Below are 19,348 nucleotides of genomic sequence, written 5' to 3'. Positions count from 1 at the left end.
GCGCGGCCTGTCGGACTTCGCCGCCGACCCGGCCGGCACGTTCATCTTCCGGTTCGAGCCGGCCAGCGTGGTGCGGCGGTTGAGCCCGGGCTCGAAGCTGCTCGGCACGCCCCTGGTTCCGGTGGTGTACCGGATCGACATGCGCGATCCGAACAGCCTGTTCGTCAGCCAGGCGTTCCGGATGCGCAACCGCGACCTCGTCTACGTCTCGAACGCACCGTTCACCGAGTTGTCGAAGGTGCTCTCCGCCTTCAGCGGCGTCACCGGACCGCTCTCCTCGGTCGCAACCGCGTATTACTACGCGAAGTAGCCGACGCCGCAGGCCTCCGGGCCGGCTGGTGCCCGGCTCGGGACCAGGGCAAGGCTCAAACAAGGAAGCCCGGCGCGGACGATGTCCGCGCCGGGCTTCCTTGTTTGCAGCGTCACCGAACCGACCGGGGCGTGTGGCCCCGGACGCCCTCAGCCTCGCTTGGCCAGCAGCTGCTCGATCAGCGAGCCGCCCTTGTCGATCGCCGCCAACTCCTCGGCCACCGCGTTCACGGTGTCGCGGATCTGGTCGGGCGTGTGCTCGGAGGTCAGGAAGAAGCGCAGGCGCGAGGCGCGCTCGGGGACCGCCGGGTGGATGATCGGCTGCACGTTGATGCCGCGCCGGAACAGCCGGTCCGACAGGGTCACGGCCTTCAGCGAATCGCCCACGATGATCGGCACCACGGCGAGGCCGAGGCTGAAGCCGGTATCGAGACCGAGCTTCTTGGCGGTGGTCAGGAACAGCGTGCCGTTCTGGCGCAGGCGCTCGACCCGCTCGGGCTCGGCATTCATCACGGCGAGCGCCGCCTCGGCGGCAGCCGCGAGCGGCGGCGACATGCCGACGCTGTAGACGAAGCCGCCGGCCGAGTGCTTCAGGTACTCGATCAGCGCGATCGGCCCGCAGATGTAGCCGCCGCAGGTGGACAGCGTCTTCGACAGGGTGCCCATCCAGATGTCGACCTCGTTGGGGTCGACACCACAATGCTCGAACAGGCCGGCGCCGGTGCGGCCCGTGACGCCGAGGCCGTGGGCCTCGTCGACCATCAGCCACGCATCGTAGCGCTTCTTGAGCGCGATAAGCCCGGCGAGATCCGGTGCATCACCGTCCATGCTGTAGAGGCCCTCGACCACGATCAGCGCCCGGCGGTGCTCGTGGCGGGTCGACTGGAGCAGGGTCTCGAGCGCGTCGAGGTCGTTATGCGCGAAGGAGCGGCGCTGCGCCCCCGAAAGCTGGGCTCCCGTGACGATGCTGTTGTGGGACAGCGCGTCGTGGAAGATCACGTCGCCGGCTTCGAGCAGGGCACCGATGGTGGTCACGTTGGTGGCGTGCCCGCTCACCATCACGACGCAGCCCTCGGACCGGTAGTGCTTGGCCAGCGCCTGCTCGAGGCTGATATGGCCGGGCCGCTCGCCCGCCACCACCCGGCTCGCCGAGGCCGAGGTGCCATAGGCGTCGATCGCCTCCCGGGCCGCGTTGCTCACCCGCGGATGGCCGTTGAGGCCCAGGTAGTCGTAGGACGAGAAGTTCGTGAAGCTTTTCTGGTCGATCCGGGTGGTCGCGCCGGCCTTCGCGTCGTGGACACGGAAGAACGGGTTGCCCAGGCCGATCAACTCGGCCGCCTGACGCTGGAGCTTCAGCTCCCGGTAGCCCGGCAGGTTTTCGAAGTTCTGCGCCGCCGACTTGCCGGCCGGAGAGGCCGCCTTGACGGGGGCCGGGCGCGGCGTCGCGCGCCCGAGGCGGTTCGTCACGAAGCCGGCGAGCGCCGCGCGCCCGCCGTCAGGCCGTGCCGTATCGGTCATGAGTTCGTCTCTTTGATCTCGCTGGACGTCTGCTCGATGAGTTCCCGGAGAGGCGCCATCATCTGCGCATCGATCTCACCACCGATATGCTTCGAGACGAGGCTCATCGCGACACCGGCCGCCTCATCCATGGGGGCCGAAACCGCCTGAATTAAGGACTCCGACAGTTCGTTGACGGTCATGCCCGAGGACAGGCCCGCGGGCGGCGCATCGAGGGCGAAGCGCTCCTGCAGGCTGGCACCGAGTTCCACGCCCATCAGCGAGTCGAGGCCGATCTCCGAGAGCTGGCGCACGCGGCTGATATCGTCCTTCGGCAGGCGCAGGATGCGGGCGATGTCCTCGACGATCGCGTCCGACACGGTCTTGCGGACCACATCGAGGTCGCCGCCCTTGAGCAGCGCCGCGATGTTGATCGCCTGGACGCCGCCGGCCTCCGCCTGCTGGTCCGACCCGAGTTCGGCGTAGCTCGGCGAGCGCATGGTGGCGAGACGCTCGCGCGCCTTGCCCCAGTGCATCGCCGCGATGGCGATGACGGCCTCGTCGGGCGATGTGCCCTGGCTGCCCAGAGCCTCGGCCATCAGGTCGAGGCAGCGGCGGGCCTCCATCGGCGTGACGCCGACGCGGCCGGCGAGGCCCTCCATGACCGCCTTGTTGCGGGCGAGCATGCCGACATCGCCGATCGCACCCCAGGCCACCGCCAGAGCGGGCAGGCCGCGGCGGCGGCGCTGGCGCGCCAGACCTTCCATGAAGCCGTTGGCGGCCACGTAGGAGCCCTGTCCCGGATTGCCGATGAAGGTCGTCGCCGAGGAGAACAAGACGAAGTAGTCGAGGCTCCGGTCGCGGGTGGCGGCGTCGAGGTGCTGAGCGCCGATCACCTTCGGGCCGATCACCGCGTCGAGCGCAGCCGCGTCGATGTTGGAGATCAGGCCGTCCTGCAGCACCGCCGCAGCGTGAAGCACGCCGGCCAGCTTCTTGCCCTTCTGCTCGATCCCGGCGAGCAGCCGGTCCACCGAGGCGCGGCTCGTGATGTCGACGGCCTTCGCCTCGACAGTCACGCCCCGGGCCGACAGCTCGGCGACGATCGCCTTGGCCTCGTCGGTGGCCGCGCCCTTGCGGCCGGCCAGCACGAGGTGCTTGGCACCCCGGTCGATCAGCCAGCGCGCCGCCTCCAGGCCGAAGCCGCCGAGGCCGCCGGTGAGCAGATGGACGCCCGTCTCCGAGACCGTGAACGGCTTCGCCGTGTCCTTCATGATCGTGCCGGCCTTCGGCGGGCTGATCACGATCTTTCCGATGTGACCCGACTGCTGCATCAGCCGGAACGCGTCCGAGGTCTCGGCCGCCGTGAAGGGCTGGTAGGGCAGGGGCTTCAGGCCACCGTCGTTGAACAGGGCCATCACCTCGCGGAACATCCGCGCGCCGTCATCGCCCTGGTGCTGGATCACCTGATCGAGGTCGACGCCGAAGTAGCTGAGGTTCCGCCGGAACGGGCGCAGGCCGATATGGGTGTTGGCGACGTAGTCGCGCTTGCCCAGCTCGATGAAGCGGCCGAACGGCCGCAGCGCGTTGAGCGAGCGCTCCATCGCCTCGCCGAACAGGCTGTTCAGCACGATGTCGACGCCGTCGCCGGTGATCGCCCGGACCTCGTCCACGAAGGCGAGGGAGCGGGAATCGAGCACATGCTCGGCCCCCAAAGCCTTCACCAGCGCGCGCTTCTCGCGGGAGCCCGCCGTGGCGATGACCCGCGCGCCCTTGAGCTTGGCGATCTGCAGGGCCGCCAGCCCGACGCCGCCCGCGCCGCCATGGACCAGCACCCACTCGCCGCGCCGCATCCGGGCGCAGGAGACGAGGCCGTAATAGGCAGTGAGGAAGGCCACTGGCACGGTGGCGGCGGCCATCGGGTCGAGGCCCTGCGGCATCGGCGCGACGACGAGGTCCGGCACCACGATGTGAGTCGCAAAACCCGACTGGGCGAAGGCGACGACCGGGTCGCCGACCTTGAAGCCCTTGACCCCCGGGCCGACGGCGGTGACGCGGCCGGCGCATTCGAGGCCGAGGCGGGGGCCGGCGAAGCCGTCCTCCAGGATTTCTTCCGGGAGCATCGAGAGCGCCCAGAGAACGTCGCGGAAGTTGAGGCCGGTGGCCTCGACCGCGATCTCCATCTCGCCCTTGCCGGGGGTACGGCGCTCGGCCGGACCCCAGACCATCTCGCTCAGGCCGCCGGTGTTGCTGCGCTCCAGGCGCGCGGCCTCGGCCGGCACCAGATCCGCCGGATCCCGATGCTGCGGCCGGCCGGCATGGAAGCGCACGACCTGGGTCCGCTCGTCGTCCAGCACGATCTCGGTCTCCGGCGTGCCGGAGAGGATGAGGTCGCGCAGGCGCTCGGAGGCGCGCTTCGACGACATCTCGGGGGAGAGGTCGATGCGGCGGACGTCGAGGTTCGGGGCCTCGTTGGCGAGAGTGCGGGAGAAGGCCCACACGCCGGCCTCGATGTTGGTGGTCTGGCCACCGCGATCGCGGGTCGCGCCCGGGGCCACGACCCAGAGGCGGGTCTGGCGGGCACCGAGGTGCTCGGTGCAGCGCTTCAGGCTGAGGCAGCGGTCACGCAGCCGCTCGGACGCCTCGCCGCCGCGGGTGAAGGCGCCGGCCAAGAACACCACCGTGTCGGGGGTCTCCTTCTCCAGCTCCATCAGGGAAGTCTCGGAGTCGAGGATGATCGAGACATGCACCCCACCCGCGACCAGCAGGGTCGCCAGGGAGGAGGCGGTCTCGGCCGCGAACTCGTCGTCGGAGCCGATGATGAAGGCGAAGCTCTGCGCCGGGGCCGGGCCCGGACGCACCGGCGCCTCCGCCGTCAGCAGCAGGTCGTCGCCGTTGGCCGAGGCCGCGCGCTCGACCTCGACCTTGACGAGGCCGTGGGCGCTGAGGGTGCGCTGCCAGCCCTCGATATCCTCGAGCCGGCCGACCGGCAGACCACCGACCGCCTCCTCGAACCAGCCTGGGGTCAGGCCGAACACGAGGTCGCGGAACAGGGAGGCCCCCGGCTCCACCGCCACCAGCAGGCCGCCGGTGGCGAGTGCCGCAGCGAGCTGGCCCGGCAGGGACCGGTCGCCACGATGCAGGCTGCTGGCCGCCAGGATGAGGTCGAAGCTGCCGGGGGCGAGCTCGTCGGCGGCCTCCACCACGGCGGCGGCGCGGCCGAGCGACAGGCGGGCGCGCTCGGCGAGCCGACGGTCGGTCTCGAACACGGTCAGCCGGGCCTCCGCGGCGGCGGCAAAGGTCGCAGCCTGGGCCGAGAGCGGACCGAAGCCCACCTGCAGAACCCGCAGCGCCCGCTCCTTGGGGAGCTGCGCGTGGCTGCGCTCGATCAGGCCGGCGACCACGTCGGCGCCGTGGCGTGCGGTGGCCGAGCGCAGCACGAAGGCGTCGATCGCCCCCTGCGGCAGGGCCGGCGCGTCACTCAGCGTACCGGCGAGCAGCCGGTCGACCAGGGCGCCGACATCGGCGATCAGCACCAGCTCGGCCGAGAGGTCCGGATGGTCGCCGGCGATCCAGCGCATGATCTCGTCGGGGGCCGGGAGGGCCGAGCCGTCACCCAGCGTCCAGTTCTGGCCGGCACGCTCGGCGAGCCCGCTGCTCTCCAGGGCGTAGAGGGCGTTCAGCAGCCAGGGCCGCAGGGATTCCGGCACGCGGCTGTCGGTGACCGAGACGGTCTCGCCCTGTGCCAGCCCCGAGGCGAGACGGTAGGCGAGCGAGGTCGCCCAGCCCTCCAGCAGGAGGTGGCCCGGCGACAGGGCGGCGTCGGCCGGCCCCTTCGCCTCGGCGGCGAGCGGACGCAGACGCGCGGCCACGCTCGGACGGCGCTCCATCGGGATCGCGGTCGGCTCGGTGGCGAGTTCCGGCACCTGCGAGATCGCGAAGGCCGAGAGGTCACCGCCATTCTTGGCGCGCAGGGCCTGGAACCGGCCCTCGCGGATCGTGGCGATCACCGCCCCCTCGGCATCGAGCAGGGTGAAGTCCGCCAGGATCGAGCGCTCGTTGCACCGGCGGGTCCGGATGATCGAGCGGGCGATCACCGCGCCGGGGCGCAGCAGCCGCACCTCGCCGAAGCGCACCGGGATGTAGGCCTTGCCGCCGTTCTCGCCGAGCAGGTCGGCGAAGAGCAGGATCAGCCCGTGGAAACAGGCATCCAACCGGTTTGGCACGAGGCCGTAGCGGGTATCGGGCTCGGCCGGCAGCAGGTCGGATACGATCGTGGCGTCATCCAGCCGGGCGCTCATGGCGACCTGCTGGAAGCTCGGACCGAAGGCGAGGCCCGAGGCGAGGGCCTTGGCGTAGAGCGCGTCGCCGGAGAGCACGTGCTCGCCCGCCGTCTCGAAGCTGAATCCGTCGAGATCCGGAGTCTTCGGGGCCGAGAAGGTGCCCTCGACGATCTTGGCCTGGGCGTGGAGCTGCCAGGGCGTCTGGGTCAGGCGCGGACGGCTCAGCACCTGGATGCCGTTGCCGGACCCCGACAGGCGCACCGCGACCTCGCGCAGGGCCTCCTCGGCGAACACCATCGGCGCGACGATCTCGAAATCCGCCAGCACGACCTCGTCGTCGCGCATCGCCTCGCGGACGCAGGCGAGCGCCATCTCGACGAAGCCGGCGCCGGGCATGATCACCTGGCCGTCGACCTTGTGGTCCTCCAGCTCCGGCACGGTCACAGGATCGACGAAGCCGTTCCACTCCAGCCCATCATACGCGGTGCGCGAGCCGATCAGCGGGTGGTAGGGGCGGGGGCTCATGGCGCCCACACCCTCGGTGGTGTCGGCCAGGCGGAACGGGCGGCGCTGCCAGGGATAGGTCGGCAGGCGCACGTCGCCCTTCGGCGCGTCGCCGAACAGCACGGCCTCGTCGACCTGCGCGCCCTGGACCAGGGCGGCGCTGACCGCCTTGGCGATCGGGTCGCCGCCCGACGCCTTCCGGTGCATCACGCCGACCGTAGCGGTCTCGATGCCCAGCGGCTCGACCGCGTCGCCGACATGCGACATGAGCGTCGCGCGCGGGCCGACCTCGACGAAGACGCGGGCACCGCGGCGGGTGGCGTCCTGCACGGCCTCGCAGAAGCGCACCGGCTCACGGATGTTGCGCCACCAGTAGTTGGCGCCGAAATGGGACCCGTCCAGCACCTCGCCGGTGACGGTGGAGACCATCGCGGTGGTGCCGGTCTTGGCCTTCAGCCCGGCGAGGTCGCGCAGCAGCGGCTTCTCGGTCGGGTCCATCAGCCGGCCGTGGAAGGCGTAGGCGAGGTCGAGCTTGCGCCCGCGCCGGCGCTTGCGCGACAGGGCCTTGAGGGCGGCCTCGATATCGGCCACCGGCCCCGCCACCGTCACGGCCTTCGGGCTGTTGTAGGCGGCGATGTCGAGGGTCGGGAAATCCTTGAGGAAGGTCTCGACCTCCTCGGACGGCATCAGCAGCACCGCCATGGTGCCCTGGCCGTGCGTCGTCTCCTGATGGTGGCTGCGGTAGTAGATGACCCGGACCGCGTCCTCCAGGCTCAGGATGCCGGCGGCCTCGGCGGCGGCGATCTCGCCGACGCTGTGGCCGAGCACGTAGGACGGGATCAAACCCTTGGCCTTGAGGGCGGCCGTGGAGGCGCTCTCGATCGCGAAGATCAGCGGCTGCGAGACGCTGGTGAGCGCGAGGCGCGCGTCCAGGTCGTCGGCGTAGAGCGCGTCCTTGAGCGACCAGTCCGAATAGGTCTGGAACAGGGTGTCGATCCGGTCGAAGGTCGCACGGAAGACCGCGTTCTCCTCGTAGGCCTCGCGGCCCATGCCGGCCCACTGGCTGCCGTTGCCCGAATAGATGAAGGCGACCTCGGCGACGCGATCGACCGCGGTGCCCGTGAAGGCGTCCTGGCTGTCCTCGCCCTCGCCGACGGCGCGGAGCGCGGCGGCGACATCGGTCTTGCCGTCCAGCGCGATGGCGAGGCGGGCGGGCATGCGCTCGCGGCGATGCGCGACGGCGGCCGCCACGGTCGTCACCTGGGCCGGCTCGGCCTCGAGGCGCTCAGCGTAGTCCAGGGCGAGCTCGTTCAGGGCGGCCCGGGTCTGCGCCGAGAGCAGCAGCACCTGGGCCTTGGGCTCGGCGGCGGCGCCCGCCTGCGTCGCCCAGGCGGGCGCGTCGGTGATGACCACGTGGGCGTTGGTGCCACCGAAGCCGAAGGAGTTCACGCCCGCAAAGCGCTCGCGCGAACCGCGGGTGATCGGCATGGCCTCCCGCACGACATGCAAGTTGAGCTCGTCGAACGGGATCTCGGGGTTCAGCTCGGCCGCGTGCAGCGACGGGGGCACGAGGTCGTGCTCCAGCGCCAGCGTCGCCTTCATCAGGCCGGCGAGGCCCGAGACCGGCTCGGTATGGCCGATGTTGGTCTTGATCGAGCCGATCGGCAGCGGTGCCCGCCGGCCGCGGCCGAGCTTGGAACCGATGGCGGACGCCTCGATCGGGTCGCCCACCGGCGTGCCGGTGCCGTGCGCTTCCATGAAGGCGAGATCGTCGAGCCCGATCTCGGCCTCGCGGTAGACCTTCTCCAGCAGGGCGCCCTGGGCGTAACCCGAGGGGAGCGAGATGCCGGTGGTGCGCCCGTCGGAATTGATTCCTGAGGCCGACACCACGGCGCGGACCGTGGCGCCGTTGCGCCGCGCGGCTTCGGCCGATTGCAGCACGAACACCACGCCGCCCTCGGAGCGCACGTAGCCGTCGGCGTTCTTGGAGAACGCCTGGCACAGGCCGGTGCGCGAGAGCATCTGCGCGGTGGAGAAGCAGATGAAGTTGAACGGGCTCGCCAGCACGTTGACGCCGGCGACGACCGCCGTATCGACGCGGCCCGACCGGATCGCCTGCACGGCGTTGTCGAACGCGACGAGTGACGACGAGCAGGCCGTATCGACCGTGAAGCTCGGGCCCTTCAGGTCGAAGATGTACGAGATGCGGTTCGAGATGATCGACAGCGTGTTGCCGGTCGCCGCGTAGGCGTCGCCCGACGGCGCGTCGAGGATGCGCAGGTTGCCGTAATCGAGCGACGAGGCGCCGACGAACACGCCGATATGGCTGCCGGCCACGCTCGACGGGCGCAGACCCGCATCCTCCAGGGCTTCCCAGGTCAGCTCCAGCAGCATCCGCTGCTGCGGATCCATCTGCTCGGCCTCGCGGGGCGAGATGCCGAACACCGCCGGGTCGAACGACCACACGTCGTCGATGACGCCCGCCGCCCAGGTGTAGCTCTTACCGCGCTCATGGGCACGCGGGTGGGCGAACCGCTCCAGGGAGAACCGGTCGGCCGGCACCTTGCTGACGGCGCAGCGCCCCTCGGAAAGGAGTGACCACAGCCCGTCCACGCTGGGGGCCCCGGGCAGTCGGCATGCGCGTCCGACGATCGCAATATCTGTACGTTGTGTCACGTTCGGTTCGCACACGCTCGTTATCGGAAGTCGGCTCGGCTCGCGACGAGTGAGTACCCTCTCACCCCTTACTGTGGCACCATTGCGGTGTCCAACCAGCCCGGACGCGAGGTCATCCCCGCGCGGCGAAATTGCCGAAGGCTGTGACATGTATTCATCAGAGACCTATCCAATTCCGGCGAACGGAATGCCAAGTTTGGACCGGTCGACTGGCCGCGGAGACGCTGTAACGATCATCAGAAAGCCACAGTTTCGCCCCGCGGGCGGGGGCCCGTCTAGCGGTACAGCGGTGACATCCCGAAGAGATCTTCACGTCGCCGCGCGGATCAGGACCGGCTCGGCCGAGCACCCGTGCCGTTTCGTCCGACGCCGCAATAGCTGAAGCCGTGGCGCGCCGCGCTCTCGGGATCGTAGATGTTGCGCAGGTCGACCAGGACGGGCGCCGATCCGCCGGACGACATGATCTGATGCAATCGGTCCAGGTCGAGCGCCCGGAAGGCATTCCACTCGGTGACGATGACCAGGGCGTCCGCACCCTCCGCGCAGGCATAGGCATTCTCGGCGTAATCCACAGACGGCATGAGCACCCGGGCATGCGCCATGCCCTCGGGGTCGTAGGCCCGTACCGTCGCGCCTGCATCCTGAAGCCCCGCCACGATCGCCAGCGATGGCGCGTCGCGCATGTCGTCGGTGTCGGGCTTGAAGGTCAGGCCAAGCAACGCGATCGTCTTCCCGCGGACGTTGCCGCCGCAGGCCTTGATGACCTTGCGGGCCATGGCGCGCTTCCGCTGGTCGTTGACCGCCACCACGGTCTCGACCATCCGCAACGGCGTGCCGGCATCCTGGGCGGTCTTGACCAGCGCCAGGGTGTCCTTGGGGAAGCACGAGCCGCCGTAACCCGGGCCGGCATGCAGGAACTTGGTGCCGATCCGGTTGTCCAGGCCGATGCCGCGGGCGACCTGCTGGACGTCGGCACCGACCTCCTCGCACAGGTCGGCCATCTCGTTGATGAAGGTGATCTTGGCGGCCAGGAATGCGTTGGCGGCGTACTTGGTCAGCTCGGCGGTGCGGCGGCTCGTTACCAGGATGGGCGCGGCGTTGAGGTAGAGCGGCCGGTAGACCTCGCGCATCACCGCCTCGGCCCGGGCCTCCTCGGTGCCGACCACGATGCGGTCGGGCCGCTTGAAGTCGGCGATGGCCGCGCCCTCGCGGAGAAATTCGGGGTTCGAGGCGACGGCGACATCGGCGGCGGGGTTGGTCTCGCGGATGATGCGCTCGACCTCGTCGCCGGTGCCGACCGGAACGGTGGATTTGGTAACGATGACGGTGAAGCCCGAGAGCGCACCGGCGATCTCGCGCGCCGCGTCGAACACGAAGCTCAGGTCGGCGAAGCCGTCGCCGCGGCGGGAGGGCGTACCGACCGCGATGAACACCGCGTCGGCCTCGGCCACGGCCTCGCGCAGGCTGGTGGTGAAGGCGAGCCGGCCCTGGCGGACGTTCTCGGCGACCAGCGCATCGAGGCCCGGCTCGTAGATCGGCATGCGGCCGGCGTTCAGCGCCGCGATCTTGTCGGGCTCGCGATCGATGCAGACGACGCTGTGGCCGAAATCGGCCAGGCAGGCTCCGGAAACTAGGCCGACATACCCGGCCCCAATCATCGCGATCCGCATCCGCCCCTCTCGGCAGCCCACCCCCGACTTGCTGCAATGCAGCATGGTCCGGGCATCCTGGAGGCGCAACCCGGCCCAGCTTGGATCGTCTCCAGCCTGTCGCCTGATTGCAACACACGGGAAGGGTGACTGTTTTTTGACGGCGCGACTGCCGAGGCGCATCGACCGGGTGTCCGCATCGCGGGTCTCAGGCCGCGCGGCTTCGCAATGCCGCTTTCTTGTCCGCATCGCGGCAGGAGCCGCTTCGCAGTACCGATGCCTTCCTGTAGAAGCGCCACCGCCCGACGGGCGCAGGCGCAATCCCGCCCTCAGGCCCTGACCCAAGGATCGGCGAAGGACCGCGATGACCGAACTCCCCAACGTGCACGTGCGCGCCGAAGTCCTGGCTCAGGCGCTGCCCCACATGCAGCGCTATGACCAGGAGATCGTGGTCATCAAGTATGGCGGACACGCCATGGGCGACCGGTCGGCGGCCGAGGATTTCGCCGAGGACATCGTTCTCCTCGAACAGTCCGGGCTGAAACCGATCGTCGTGCACGGGGGCGGACCGCAGATCGGCAAGATGCTCGACCGGCTCGGCATCCAGTCGGAGTTCCGCAACGGCCTGCGCGTGACCGATGAGGCCACTGTCGAAGTGGTCGAGATGGTCCTGGCCGGCCTGATCAACAAGCAGATCGTCGGCTGGATCTCGGCCGAGGGCGGACGGGCGATCGGCCTGTGTGGCAAGGACGGCAACATGGTCCGGGCCAAGCGGGCGACGAAGACCGTGGTCGATCCCGAGAGCCATCTGGAGCAGACCATCGATCTCGGCCTCGTCGGCGAGCCGGAGCATGTCGAGCGCGGCGTGCTCGACGCGGTGTTGAAGGCCGAGCTGATTCCCGTTCTCGCGCCGGTCGCCTACGGGGCGGACGGACAGACCTACAACGTCAACGCCGACACGTTCGCCGGCGCCATCGCGGGGGCGCTCCGGGCCAAGCGCCTGCTGCTGCTCACCGACGTCCCGGGCGTCCTCGACAAGGACAAGAAGCTGATTCCCGAACTCACCGTGGAGGATTGCCGCCGCCTGATCGCCGACGGCACCATCACGGGCGGGATGATCCCGAAGATCGAGACCTGCATGTACGCGATCGAGCGCGGCGTGGAGGCGGTCGTCATCCTCGACGGCAAGGTCAACCACGCGGTGCTGCTGGAGCTGTTCACTGATTACGGCGCCGGCACGCTGATCCGGCGGGGCTGAGGGATCGGCCTCCGCAGAGAATCGTGCGGGGCGGCAACCTCCGCCCCGCACGCGCATTGTCGTGCTCCCGGTCAGTTCCGAATCGGCCAGGGTTGCGAGCTTGACCGCGAAGGTCCAGACTCGCGGTCCAGGGGACGAATCCAAAGGGATACGGTGCATCACCCCGACAAGGCCCAGTTCACCACACCCGGCGCGCGCGGCTTCGCCGATGTCGACACCTGGGTGTTCGACCTCGACAACACGCTCTACCCGAGCGACGCGCGGGTCTGGCCGCAGGTCGACGAGCGGATCACGCTCTACGTGATGGGGCTCTACGGGCTCGACGGGCTCTCGGCCCGGGCCCTGCAGAAGCACTTCTATCACCGCTACGGCACGACGCTGAAGGCACTGATGGTCGAGGCCGGGGTCGATCCCCACGAGTTCCTCGATTTCGCGCACGACATCGACCACTCGACGATCAAGCTCGACAAGGACCTCGGCGACGCGATCGAGCGGCTCCCGGGGCGTAAGCTGATCCTCACCAACGGGTCGCGCCGGCATGCCGAGAACGTGGCGGCCAAGCTCGGGATCCTCGACCATTTCGAGGACGTGTTCGACATCGCGGCCGCCGATTTCGTGCCGAAGCCCGAGCGCTCGACCTACGAGCGCTTCCTGAAGGCCCACGCCGTCGAGCCATCGCGCGCCGTCCTGTTCGAGGACATCGCCCGTAATCTCGCGGTGCCGCACGACCTCGGCATGGCGACCGTCCTGGTGGTGCCCAAGATCATCGATCCCTACCGGGAAGCGTTCGAGCAGGAGGCAGTGCGCGAGCCGCATATCGACCACATCACTGACGACCTCGCGGCCTTCCTGTCGAACTGCGTGCTGCCAGAGGCCGGCGTGGTGCCGGCGTAGGGCGAGACGCCGCGCGACAGGGGCCGCCTGTTTCCGGGAACACTCGACCTTCGGGCGAGTCACCGGGCCGAAGCCTGTGACGACAGCTGGGTTTGACGCTGCACCGAGCCGCGTCGCGGCATGGCCCGCGATCGCGTCCGCGACCCAATCGACAAGCCGGCGACGATCCTGTAGAGAGCCGGCCAACTCACAACAGGATCGCCGAAATCCTGGCGCCGATCGCCCATGAGGGGCGTCACGGCGCGACGGCTGGAGCTATGCCATGAACATCATCGAGCAGCTGGAGCGCGAGGAAGTCGCGCGCCTGGCCAAGACCATTCCGGATTTCGAGCCGGGCGACACGCTCATCGTCAACGTCCGCGTGAAGGAAGGCGAGCGCACCCGCGTCCAGGCCTACGAGGGCGTCTGCATCGCCCGCCAGGGCGGCGGCCTCAACGAGAGCTTCACGGTCCGCAAGATCTCCTACGGCGAGGGCGTGGAGCGCGTCTTCCCGGTGCATTCCCCGATGATCGATTCGATCAAGGTGGCCCGCCGCGGCAAGGTGCGCCGCGCCAAGCTGTACTACCTGCGCGACCGCCGCGGGAAGTCGGCCCGCATCGTCGAGCGCACCGACCGCTACAAGGCCAAGGACGCTCCGGCCACGGCGCCCGCCGCCGCCGAGTGATCACGGCAGGGCCGGTCTTCGACGCCGGCCTTCTGATTCAGGATCGAAGCCCGCTCCGACGCATCGGGGCGGGCTTTTTGTTTGGGTCTTTCGTGGCAGAGACACCGTAGCCGTATCACTCCACAGTCCCCTCTCACCCGAGCAGCGGCACGTGTGGCGCGCAACCCCGCGGGAGCAATCCGGTCAACCGTGGATCCGGAGCGACTTCGACATGGGTCGCGAAGGGCTCGAATCCGAAGCGCCGGTAGAACGCCAGGGCTCCGGGATGGTCCAAGGTGCAGGTGTGCAGCCAGAACCGCTCGATGGGCCGCGACCAAGCCCGGCGCAGCGCCTCGTTCATCAGCCTGCCACCGAGACCGGTCCCGATCCTGTCCCCAGTAAGACCGAGGAAGACCAGCTCGCATGAGCCGGGCTGCCGGAAATCCAGCTCCAGCATGCCGAGAGTGCGGTTCGCCTGTCGGAGAGCCAGGATCTCGACCGCCTCGTCGGCCAGGATCGCCGCCAGCGCGTCATCGGCGAGGGCGAGGCGCGAGAACCAGAGCCATTCGGCGCCGACAGTCCGGTACAGGCTTCGATACGGATCAGGATTGCGATCTGCGAGGGGACGCAGCACGAGTCCGGGTGGGACGGGCCGCTCGGGCCGCGGCGATGGCGGCCGAACCATCTCCACGGAGGTCACGATGGTCGCGATGTGCCCGGGCGGCACGCTGGCGTAGCCGGCTGCGAGCGTCGTGGTGGCGGTGATCATGGTCCGTGTCTCCCGGCGCTCACGCCGCCCGCGGACGGCGGCGCGCGAACAGCCAGGGCAGGACGCAGGCGGCCGACGCGGCGATCGATAAGGCGTAGGCCGGAACCGGATCCATCGCCCCGAGCGTCGCGTGGACGCCGATATAGAAGGCCAGCACGCCGAACGCCCCCTGGGCGCTGCCGCGCACCACATCGAGCGAGGCTCCGACCCCATCCTGTACCCGGGCGAAGACGATCAGCGGCCACGAAATGATCGGGATCGGGGACAGGACGCCGCTCAGGCCTGGCCCGAGCAGGGGCGCGAGGGTCGAGACCAGCAGGACCAGAATCGTGGCCGCCGTCAGCCGGGCCGGCATGTCCCAGCGCGGCGGCCGGCGGATCGGCTGAGCGGCCGGAGCCGCCGGCCGGCACAGGGCGACGACCAGCGCCATCATCGGCAGGTCGATCGCCGTGGCGAGCCACAGGCCCGGCCGGATGAGTCCGTGCAGCACGGCGCCGCCCAGCACGAAGGCGGCAAAGGCCAGGCCGATGGACGCGACAGCGCCCAGCCGCGGAGCACAGAGGGCGTAGGCGAGAGAGCAGAGCGTGACCGCGCCGAGCCCCTCCACCGAGCCGACAGCCGCGTCTGCGGCGAAGCGCTCGCCCTGCTCTACGGCGAGGTAGATCGAGATCGGAGCCGAGGTGAGCGGCAACCCTGAGAGCAGGCCGCCGACGAGGCTGCCCCAGCGGCGTGCCGCCGCCGAGACGGCCCACATCAGCGTCGGGGTGACGACGATCTTGGCGGCGATCAGGCTCACAATCGGCTCACGCCGCAGCGGGCGGACCGTCGTCGTCCGGCTCGGCGGGCGAGTTGAGGATGTCGTCGAGTTCATCGACCAGCCGGTCGATCTGGTCCTCGGTGGCGAGCACCTTCAGGACCTCGCCGGTCTCCGTCTCCACGGCCAGCTCGATATGCGGCCCGACGCGGGCGGTGAGGATCCGGGCCAGGATCTTGATGGCACTCATGCGTCTTTCTCCTCCGCGGCGATCAGGCCGACCGCCGCCGCCGGCCCGCAGGTCGAAATCCAGTCGGGCGGACCGGCGATCCGGTCCCGGAGCACATCCACCAGCGGCACGGCGGCGCGGCCGAGCCGGTCCCCCAGGCGCCCCCCCAGGAAGGCGCCGGCCCCGCACAGGATGAGCGGAGCCTGCGCGGACAGGTCCGGCCGGCCGAGCAGGAGCGCCGCCGCATCGTGCAGCAGGCGTAGCTGCGCCTCGGCGAAATGGGCTGCCAGGGCCGCCCAGGCCGGCCCGGGGGCTTCCTCTCTGTCCCGCCCGACGATCCGGGCCAGCCGGGTCTCACTCTCGGCCACGGACTTGCCCTTGCGGTCGCCGCTCGCCTGCTGGTCGGCCCCCGCGGGGAGCAGACCGAGGATCCGGTACGCGTCCGCCATGTGGGCGAAGGTCTCGGTCATTAGCCGGGTGCGGCGGCCGCCGAACGGCGCGTGGTCGGCCAGCGCGATCACCGGCGTGCGCACCACCCCGGTATAGACGAGCTCCCCCGTCTCCAGCCGCTCGGCGTCGCTGTAGCCCGTCGCGGCGGGGCGGCCGCCCACGATCGGGATCAGGTCGGTGGTGGTGGAGCCGATATCGATGAGGAGCGCGTCCGGGGCGAACCAGCCGGTGAGCGCCGCGGTAGCGTGCCAGTTGGCCGAGGCTACGTCGGCGGCGGCATCCGCGGCCGCCTCCGGGGCGACGAAGCCCGAGCGGCCGGCATAGATCCGCACGGAGCCGGCGAGGTGGGCCGTGGCCCAGCCGGCGAGCGCGGCCACCCCCTCCCGCCGATCCGCGAAGCAATCTGTCAATTCGCCCGTCATGGTGACCGCGTGGGACGCCTCGTCCCGTGCCCAATCCGGAAGGGCCGCGCGCGCCTGATCGAGGGCCGGCACCCCCTGCCAGAGCGGGCAGGGGACCTGGGCGGCGGCCACGACGCGTCCCGACTCCACCAGCGCGGCCTTGACGTGAACCCCGCCGAGGTCCCACCCGATCGACTTCAAGGATGGTGCGTGCATGGGACCGCGATGAACGCCTCGATGGACCACGGATTCGGGCGCCCCGGCTTCGCGGTGATCCCGGTGCTCGATCTCCGGGGCGGCCGCGTGGTGCGGGCGCGCCGGGGCGAGCGCTCCTCCTATGCCCCGATCGCGACGCCCTTGGCAAAGGGATCCGCCCCCGACGCGGTGGCGCGCGGCCTGTGCGACGCGTGGCCGGCGACGATCCTCTACGTGGCGGATCTCGACGCGATCATCGACGGCGCCGCGCCGGATCTGGCGGCGCTGCGGGCGATCGCCCACGCCTGCCCGGGCGTCGCCCTCTGGGTGGATGCCGGCTTCGGCGAACCGGTGGGCGTGGACGCGTTCCTGGCCACCGGCCTCGGACGGCCGGTGATCGGCAGCGAGAGCCAGACGGAGGCCGGCCTCGCGGCGCGCCTGGGCGACCGCATCGTGCTCTCCCTCGACACGCGCGGCACGGAGCGTCTGGGGCCTCAGGCGCTCCACGACGACCCGTCGCTCTGGCCGCCGGAGGTGATCGCCATGACGCTGGCCCAGGTCGGGGCGGGGCGCGGCCCCGACCTCGCGGCGCTTGCGGCCCTGCGGGCGCGGGCACCGGCGTGCCGCCTCTACGCCGCCGGCGGGGTGCGCGGCCCGGACGACCTGAAGGCCCTGCGCGCGGCCGGGATCGCCGGGGCGCTCGTCGCCTCGGCATTGCATGACGGCACCCTGTCCCGGGCTGACGCGGCGGATCTGGCGTGATGCTTCCGGCGCACGATATGGACTGCTAAACCCCGCCAGAACCCACCCGTAAGAGCCGGCAGACGATGGAAAAATTCACGATTCTGGAGGGCGTCGCGGCGCCCATGCGGACGGTCAACGTCGACACCGACCGGATCATCCCGGCCAAGTATCTCAAGACGATCAAGCGGACGGGGCTCGGCAAGAGCCTGTTCGCCGAGATGCGTTACCGCGAGGACGGCTCGGAGAACCCTGACTTCGTGCTGAACCAGCCCGCGTACCGGAACGCCAAGATCCTGGTGTGCGGCGATAATTTCGGCTGCGGCTCGTCACGCGAGCATGCGCCCTGGGCGCTTGCCGATTTCGGCATCCGCTGCGTGATCTCCACGAGTTTCGCCGACATCTTCTTCAACAACTGCGCCAAGAACGGCATCCTGGCGATCACGGTCGCTCCGGAGGATTTGGAGAAGCTGTTCGAGGATGCCGAGCGCGGCGCGAACGCGACCCTGTCGATCGACCTGGAGGCACAGACCATCCGGGGGCCGGACGGGGGGCTCCTGCGATTCGACATCGAGGCGGGCCGGAAGCACAACCTCCTGAACGGGCTCGACGAGATCGGCCTGACCCTGGAGCGCGCCTCGGCGATCGACGCCTACGAGCAGAAGCTCGCCCAGCGGGAATGGGCCTGACGGAGGGGATTCCGAAGGGCTGAGCCCTTTTGTGGGTTGCCAGGGCAGAGCCCTGGCGCATCGCCCGGCCCGCGCTAACGCGCAGTTAACCCTCGTGCTGCCTGATTCGGCCGCTACACCGCGGATGAGAAACAGGAACGCCAGGATGCGCCATCAGTGCTTCGGGTCGGGCGTCGCGCTCGGGTTCGGTCTCCTCGCCGTGGGCGCCGCGAGCCAGCCGGCGCGCGCGGATTTCGACGGCTGCCTCGCCGGCATCCAGGCCCAGGCGGCCGCCGCGGGCGTCTCCAGCCAGACCTTCCGGGCGGCCACGAGCGGCATCAGCTACGACGACAAGGTGATCGAACTCTCCCAGGCGCAGCCCGAGTTCAAGACGCCGATCTGGGATTACATGGCGGCCCTGGTCGATGACGAGCGCGTCGAGGACGGGCGGGCGGCGATGCGTCAGAACGCAGCCGCCCTGGCGCAGGCCGAGGCGCGCTACGGCGTCGACCGCTACACGATCGCGGCGGTGTGGGGGGTCGAGTCGAATTTCGGCAAGAACCTCGGCAAGATGCCGCTGGTCCAGTCGCTGGCGACGCTCGCCTGCTCGAACAACCGCCGCCGGGACTTCTTCCGCAACGAGCTGATCGCGACGCTGCGGATCATCGAGCGCGGCGACATCGCGCCGGAGCGGCTCACCGGCTCCTGGGCGGGGGCCTTCGGCCAGACCCAGTTCATGCCGACCACCTATCACCGCCTCGCCGTCGATGGCGACGGCGACGGGCGGCGCGACGTGGTCGATTCGACCGCGGATGCCGTCGCGTCGACGGCCAATTTCCTGCACGTCGCCAAATGGCAGCACGGGCAGGTCTGGGGCTATGAGGTGAAGCTGCCCCGCGGCTTCAACGTCGCGGCCGCCGGGCGCAAGAACAAGAAGCCGCTCACCCACTGGGCGTCCCTCGGCGTGACCCGGATCGACGGCCGCCCGCTCTCGGGCGAGGGGCCGGCTGGGATCATCGCGCCGGCCGGGATCGACGGGCCGGCCTTCCTGGTCACCAAGAACTTCGACGCAATCTACTCGTACAACGCCGCCGAATCCTACGGCCTCGCCATCGCGGTGCTGTCGGACCGGCTGCGGGGCAAGGCGGGCGTCCAGGCAGCCTGGCCGACCGACGATCCGCCCCTGTCCCGGGCCGAGCGGCGCGACCTCCAGACCCGGCTGGCCGCCCGCGGCTACGATGTCGGCGAGCCGGACGGCAAGGTCGGCCAGAAGACCCGCGACGCGATCAAGGATGTGGAGCGCCGCCTGGGCATGACCCCGACTGGCCGCCCCGGCGGCAAGGTGCTGGAAGCCCTGCGCGGGGGCTGACGGCCTGAAGGCTTCGGGCGGGCGGCTCCAATCGCTGCGTCCGCCCCGTCCATGGCCGGGTG

Annotated in this window: 13 protein-coding genes and 1 pseudogene; 7 read left to right on the top strand and 7 right to left on the bottom strand. The window is 70.3% G+C overall.

Annotation, left to right across the window (positions count from 1 at the left end; genetic code table 11):
* A pseudogene (locus BLQ49_RS26050) lies at positions 1–310 on the top strand (polysaccharide biosynthesis/export family protein); the annotation flags it as partial.
* 149 nt (positions 311–459) lie between these two features.
* Here BLQ49_RS26050 and BLQ49_RS26045 read toward each other — a convergent pair.
* From BLQ49_RS26045 to BLQ49_RS26035, 3 genes are all read right to left on the bottom strand, one after another.
* Positions 460–1,827 carry an aminotransferase class I/II-fold pyridoxal phosphate-dependent enzyme gene (locus BLQ49_RS26045; RefSeq protein WP_091721780.1) on the bottom strand — a complete coding sequence of 456 codons (1,368 nt, stop codon included), beginning with the start codon at positions 1,825–1,827 and terminating at the stop codon, positions 460–462.
* A complete protein-coding gene (locus BLQ49_RS26040) occupies positions 1,824–9,266 on the bottom strand; it encodes a type I polyketide synthase (protein WP_208859118.1) in 7,443 nt (2,480 codons plus the stop codon). Before BLQ49_RS26040 ends, BLQ49_RS26045 begins: the two co-directional genes overlap by 4 nt.
* 326 nt (positions 9,267–9,592) lie before the next feature.
* On the bottom strand, positions 9,593–10,936 hold the full coding sequence (locus BLQ49_RS26035) for a UDP-glucose dehydrogenase family protein (protein WP_091721775.1): 1,344 nt from the start codon (positions 10,934–10,936) through the stop codon (positions 9,593–9,595).
* Between the two features lie 343 nt (positions 10,937–11,279).
* On the opposite strand from BLQ49_RS26035, the gene argB reads away from it, so the two are divergent.
* The 3 genes from argB to rplS all read left to right on the top strand — a co-directional run bounded on the left by argB (position 11,280) and on the right by rplS (position 13,731).
* Positions 11,280–12,173, top strand: coding sequence for an acetylglutamate kinase (gene argB, locus BLQ49_RS26030; RefSeq protein WP_091721772.1), 894 nt, complete (start codon positions 11,280–11,282; stop codon positions 12,171–12,173).
* Positions 12,174–12,326: 153 nt separating this feature from the next.
* On the top strand, positions 12,327–13,067 hold the full coding sequence (locus BLQ49_RS26025; RefSeq protein ID WP_091721769.1) for a pyrimidine 5'-nucleotidase: 741 nt from the start codon (positions 12,327–12,329) through the stop codon (positions 13,065–13,067).
* A gap of 262 nt (positions 13,068–13,329) precedes the next feature.
* Positions 13,330–13,731 (top strand): 50S ribosomal protein L19, encoded by a 402-nt coding sequence (rplS, locus tag BLQ49_RS26020; protein ID WP_091721765.1) that lies wholly within the window; start codon positions 13,330–13,332, stop codon positions 13,729–13,731.
* A 133-nt stretch (positions 13,732–13,864) separates the two neighbouring features.
* Here rplS and BLQ49_RS26015 read toward each other — a convergent pair whose 3' ends face one another.
* Genes BLQ49_RS26015 through BLQ49_RS26000 form a run of 4 tightly spaced genes read right to left on the bottom strand, consistent with a single transcriptional unit; the run spans position 13,865 to position 16,529 of the window.
* Complete coding sequence (locus BLQ49_RS26015) at positions 13,865–14,479, bottom strand: GNAT family N-acetyltransferase (RefSeq protein WP_091721762.1); 615 nt, start codon at positions 14,477–14,479, stop codon at positions 13,865–13,867.
* A gap of 19 nt (positions 14,480–14,498) precedes the next feature.
* Positions 14,499–15,275, bottom strand: a complete 777-nt coding sequence (locus BLQ49_RS26010) for a hypothetical protein (RefSeq protein WP_091721760.1) — start codon at positions 15,273–15,275, stop codon at positions 14,499–14,501.
* Between the two features lie 7 nt (positions 15,276–15,282).
* Complete coding sequence (locus BLQ49_RS26005; protein WP_091721757.1) at positions 15,283–15,483, bottom strand: hypothetical protein; 201 nt, start codon at positions 15,481–15,483, stop codon at positions 15,283–15,285.
* Positions 15,480–16,529, bottom strand: coding sequence for a hydantoinase/oxoprolinase family protein (locus BLQ49_RS26000; protein WP_091721755.1), 1,050 nt, complete (start codon positions 16,527–16,529; stop codon positions 15,480–15,482). Before BLQ49_RS26000 ends, BLQ49_RS26005 begins: the two co-directional genes overlap by 4 nt.
* Before the next feature lie 21 nt (positions 16,530–16,550).
* Here BLQ49_RS26000 and BLQ49_RS25995 point away from each other — a divergent pair, with 21 nt between their 5' ends.
* The 3 genes from BLQ49_RS25995 to BLQ49_RS25985 all read left to right on the top strand — a co-directional run bounded on the left by BLQ49_RS25995 (position 16,551) and on the right by BLQ49_RS25985 (position 19,286).
* Complete coding sequence (locus BLQ49_RS25995; RefSeq protein WP_244507766.1) at positions 16,551–17,270, top strand: HisA/HisF-related TIM barrel protein; 720 nt, start codon at positions 16,551–16,553, stop codon at positions 17,268–17,270.
* 65 nt (positions 17,271–17,335) lie between these two features.
* A complete protein-coding gene (gene leuD / locus BLQ49_RS25990; RefSeq protein ID WP_091721749.1) occupies positions 17,336–17,938 on the top strand; it encodes a 3-isopropylmalate dehydratase small subunit in 603 nt (200 codons plus the stop codon).
* Positions 17,939–18,083: 145 nt separating this feature from the next.
* The gene (locus BLQ49_RS25985; RefSeq protein WP_091721746.1) at positions 18,084–19,286 is read left to right on the top strand and encodes a lytic murein transglycosylase; all 1,203 of its coding nucleotides are present in this window, start codon (positions 18,084–18,086) and stop codon (positions 19,284–19,286) included.
* Positions 19,287–19,348: the final 62 nt, after the last annotated feature.

Source organism: Methylobacterium phyllostachyos, assembly GCF_900103445.1.
Lineage (GTDB): Bacteria > Pseudomonadota > Alphaproteobacteria > Rhizobiales > Beijerinckiaceae > Methylobacterium > Methylobacterium phyllostachyos.
This window is presented reverse-complemented; position numbering and strand designations above follow the sequence as displayed.

Coding starts and splice junctions, on each gene's coding strand:
- argB (WP_091721772.1), top strand. CDS start 11,280: ATGACCGAACTCCCCAACGTGCACGTGCGCGCCGAAGTCCTGGCTCAG.
- BLQ49_RS25985 (WP_091721746.1), top strand. CDS start 18,084: ATGCGCCATCAGTGCTTCGGGTCGGGCGTCGCGCTCGGGTTCGGTCTC.
- BLQ49_RS26015 (WP_091721762.1), bottom strand. CDS start 14,479: ATGATCACCGCCACCACGACGCTCGCAGCCGGCTACGCCAGCGTGCCG.
- leuD (WP_091721749.1), top strand. CDS start 17,336: ATGGAAAAATTCACGATTCTGGAGGGCGTCGCGGCGCCCATGCGGACG.
- BLQ49_RS26035 (WP_091721775.1), bottom strand. CDS start 10,936: ATGCGGATCGCGATGATTGGGGCCGGGTATGTCGGCCTAGTTTCCGGA.
- BLQ49_RS26005 (WP_091721757.1), bottom strand. CDS start 15,483: ATGAGTGCCATCAAGATCCTGGCCCGGATCCTCACCGCCCGCGTCGGG.
- BLQ49_RS26000 (WP_091721755.1), bottom strand. CDS start 16,529: ATGCACGCACCATCCTTGAAGTCGATCGGGTGGGACCTCGGCGGGGTT.
- rplS (WP_091721765.1), top strand. CDS start 13,330: ATGAACATCATCGAGCAGCTGGAGCGCGAGGAAGTCGCGCGCCTGGCC.
- BLQ49_RS25995 (WP_244507766.1), top strand. CDS start 16,551: ATGGACCACGGATTCGGGCGCCCCGGCTTCGCGGTGATCCCGGTGCTC.
- BLQ49_RS26045 (WP_091721780.1), bottom strand. CDS start 1,827: ATGACCGATACGGCACGGCCTGACGGCGGGCGCGCGGCGCTCGCCGGC.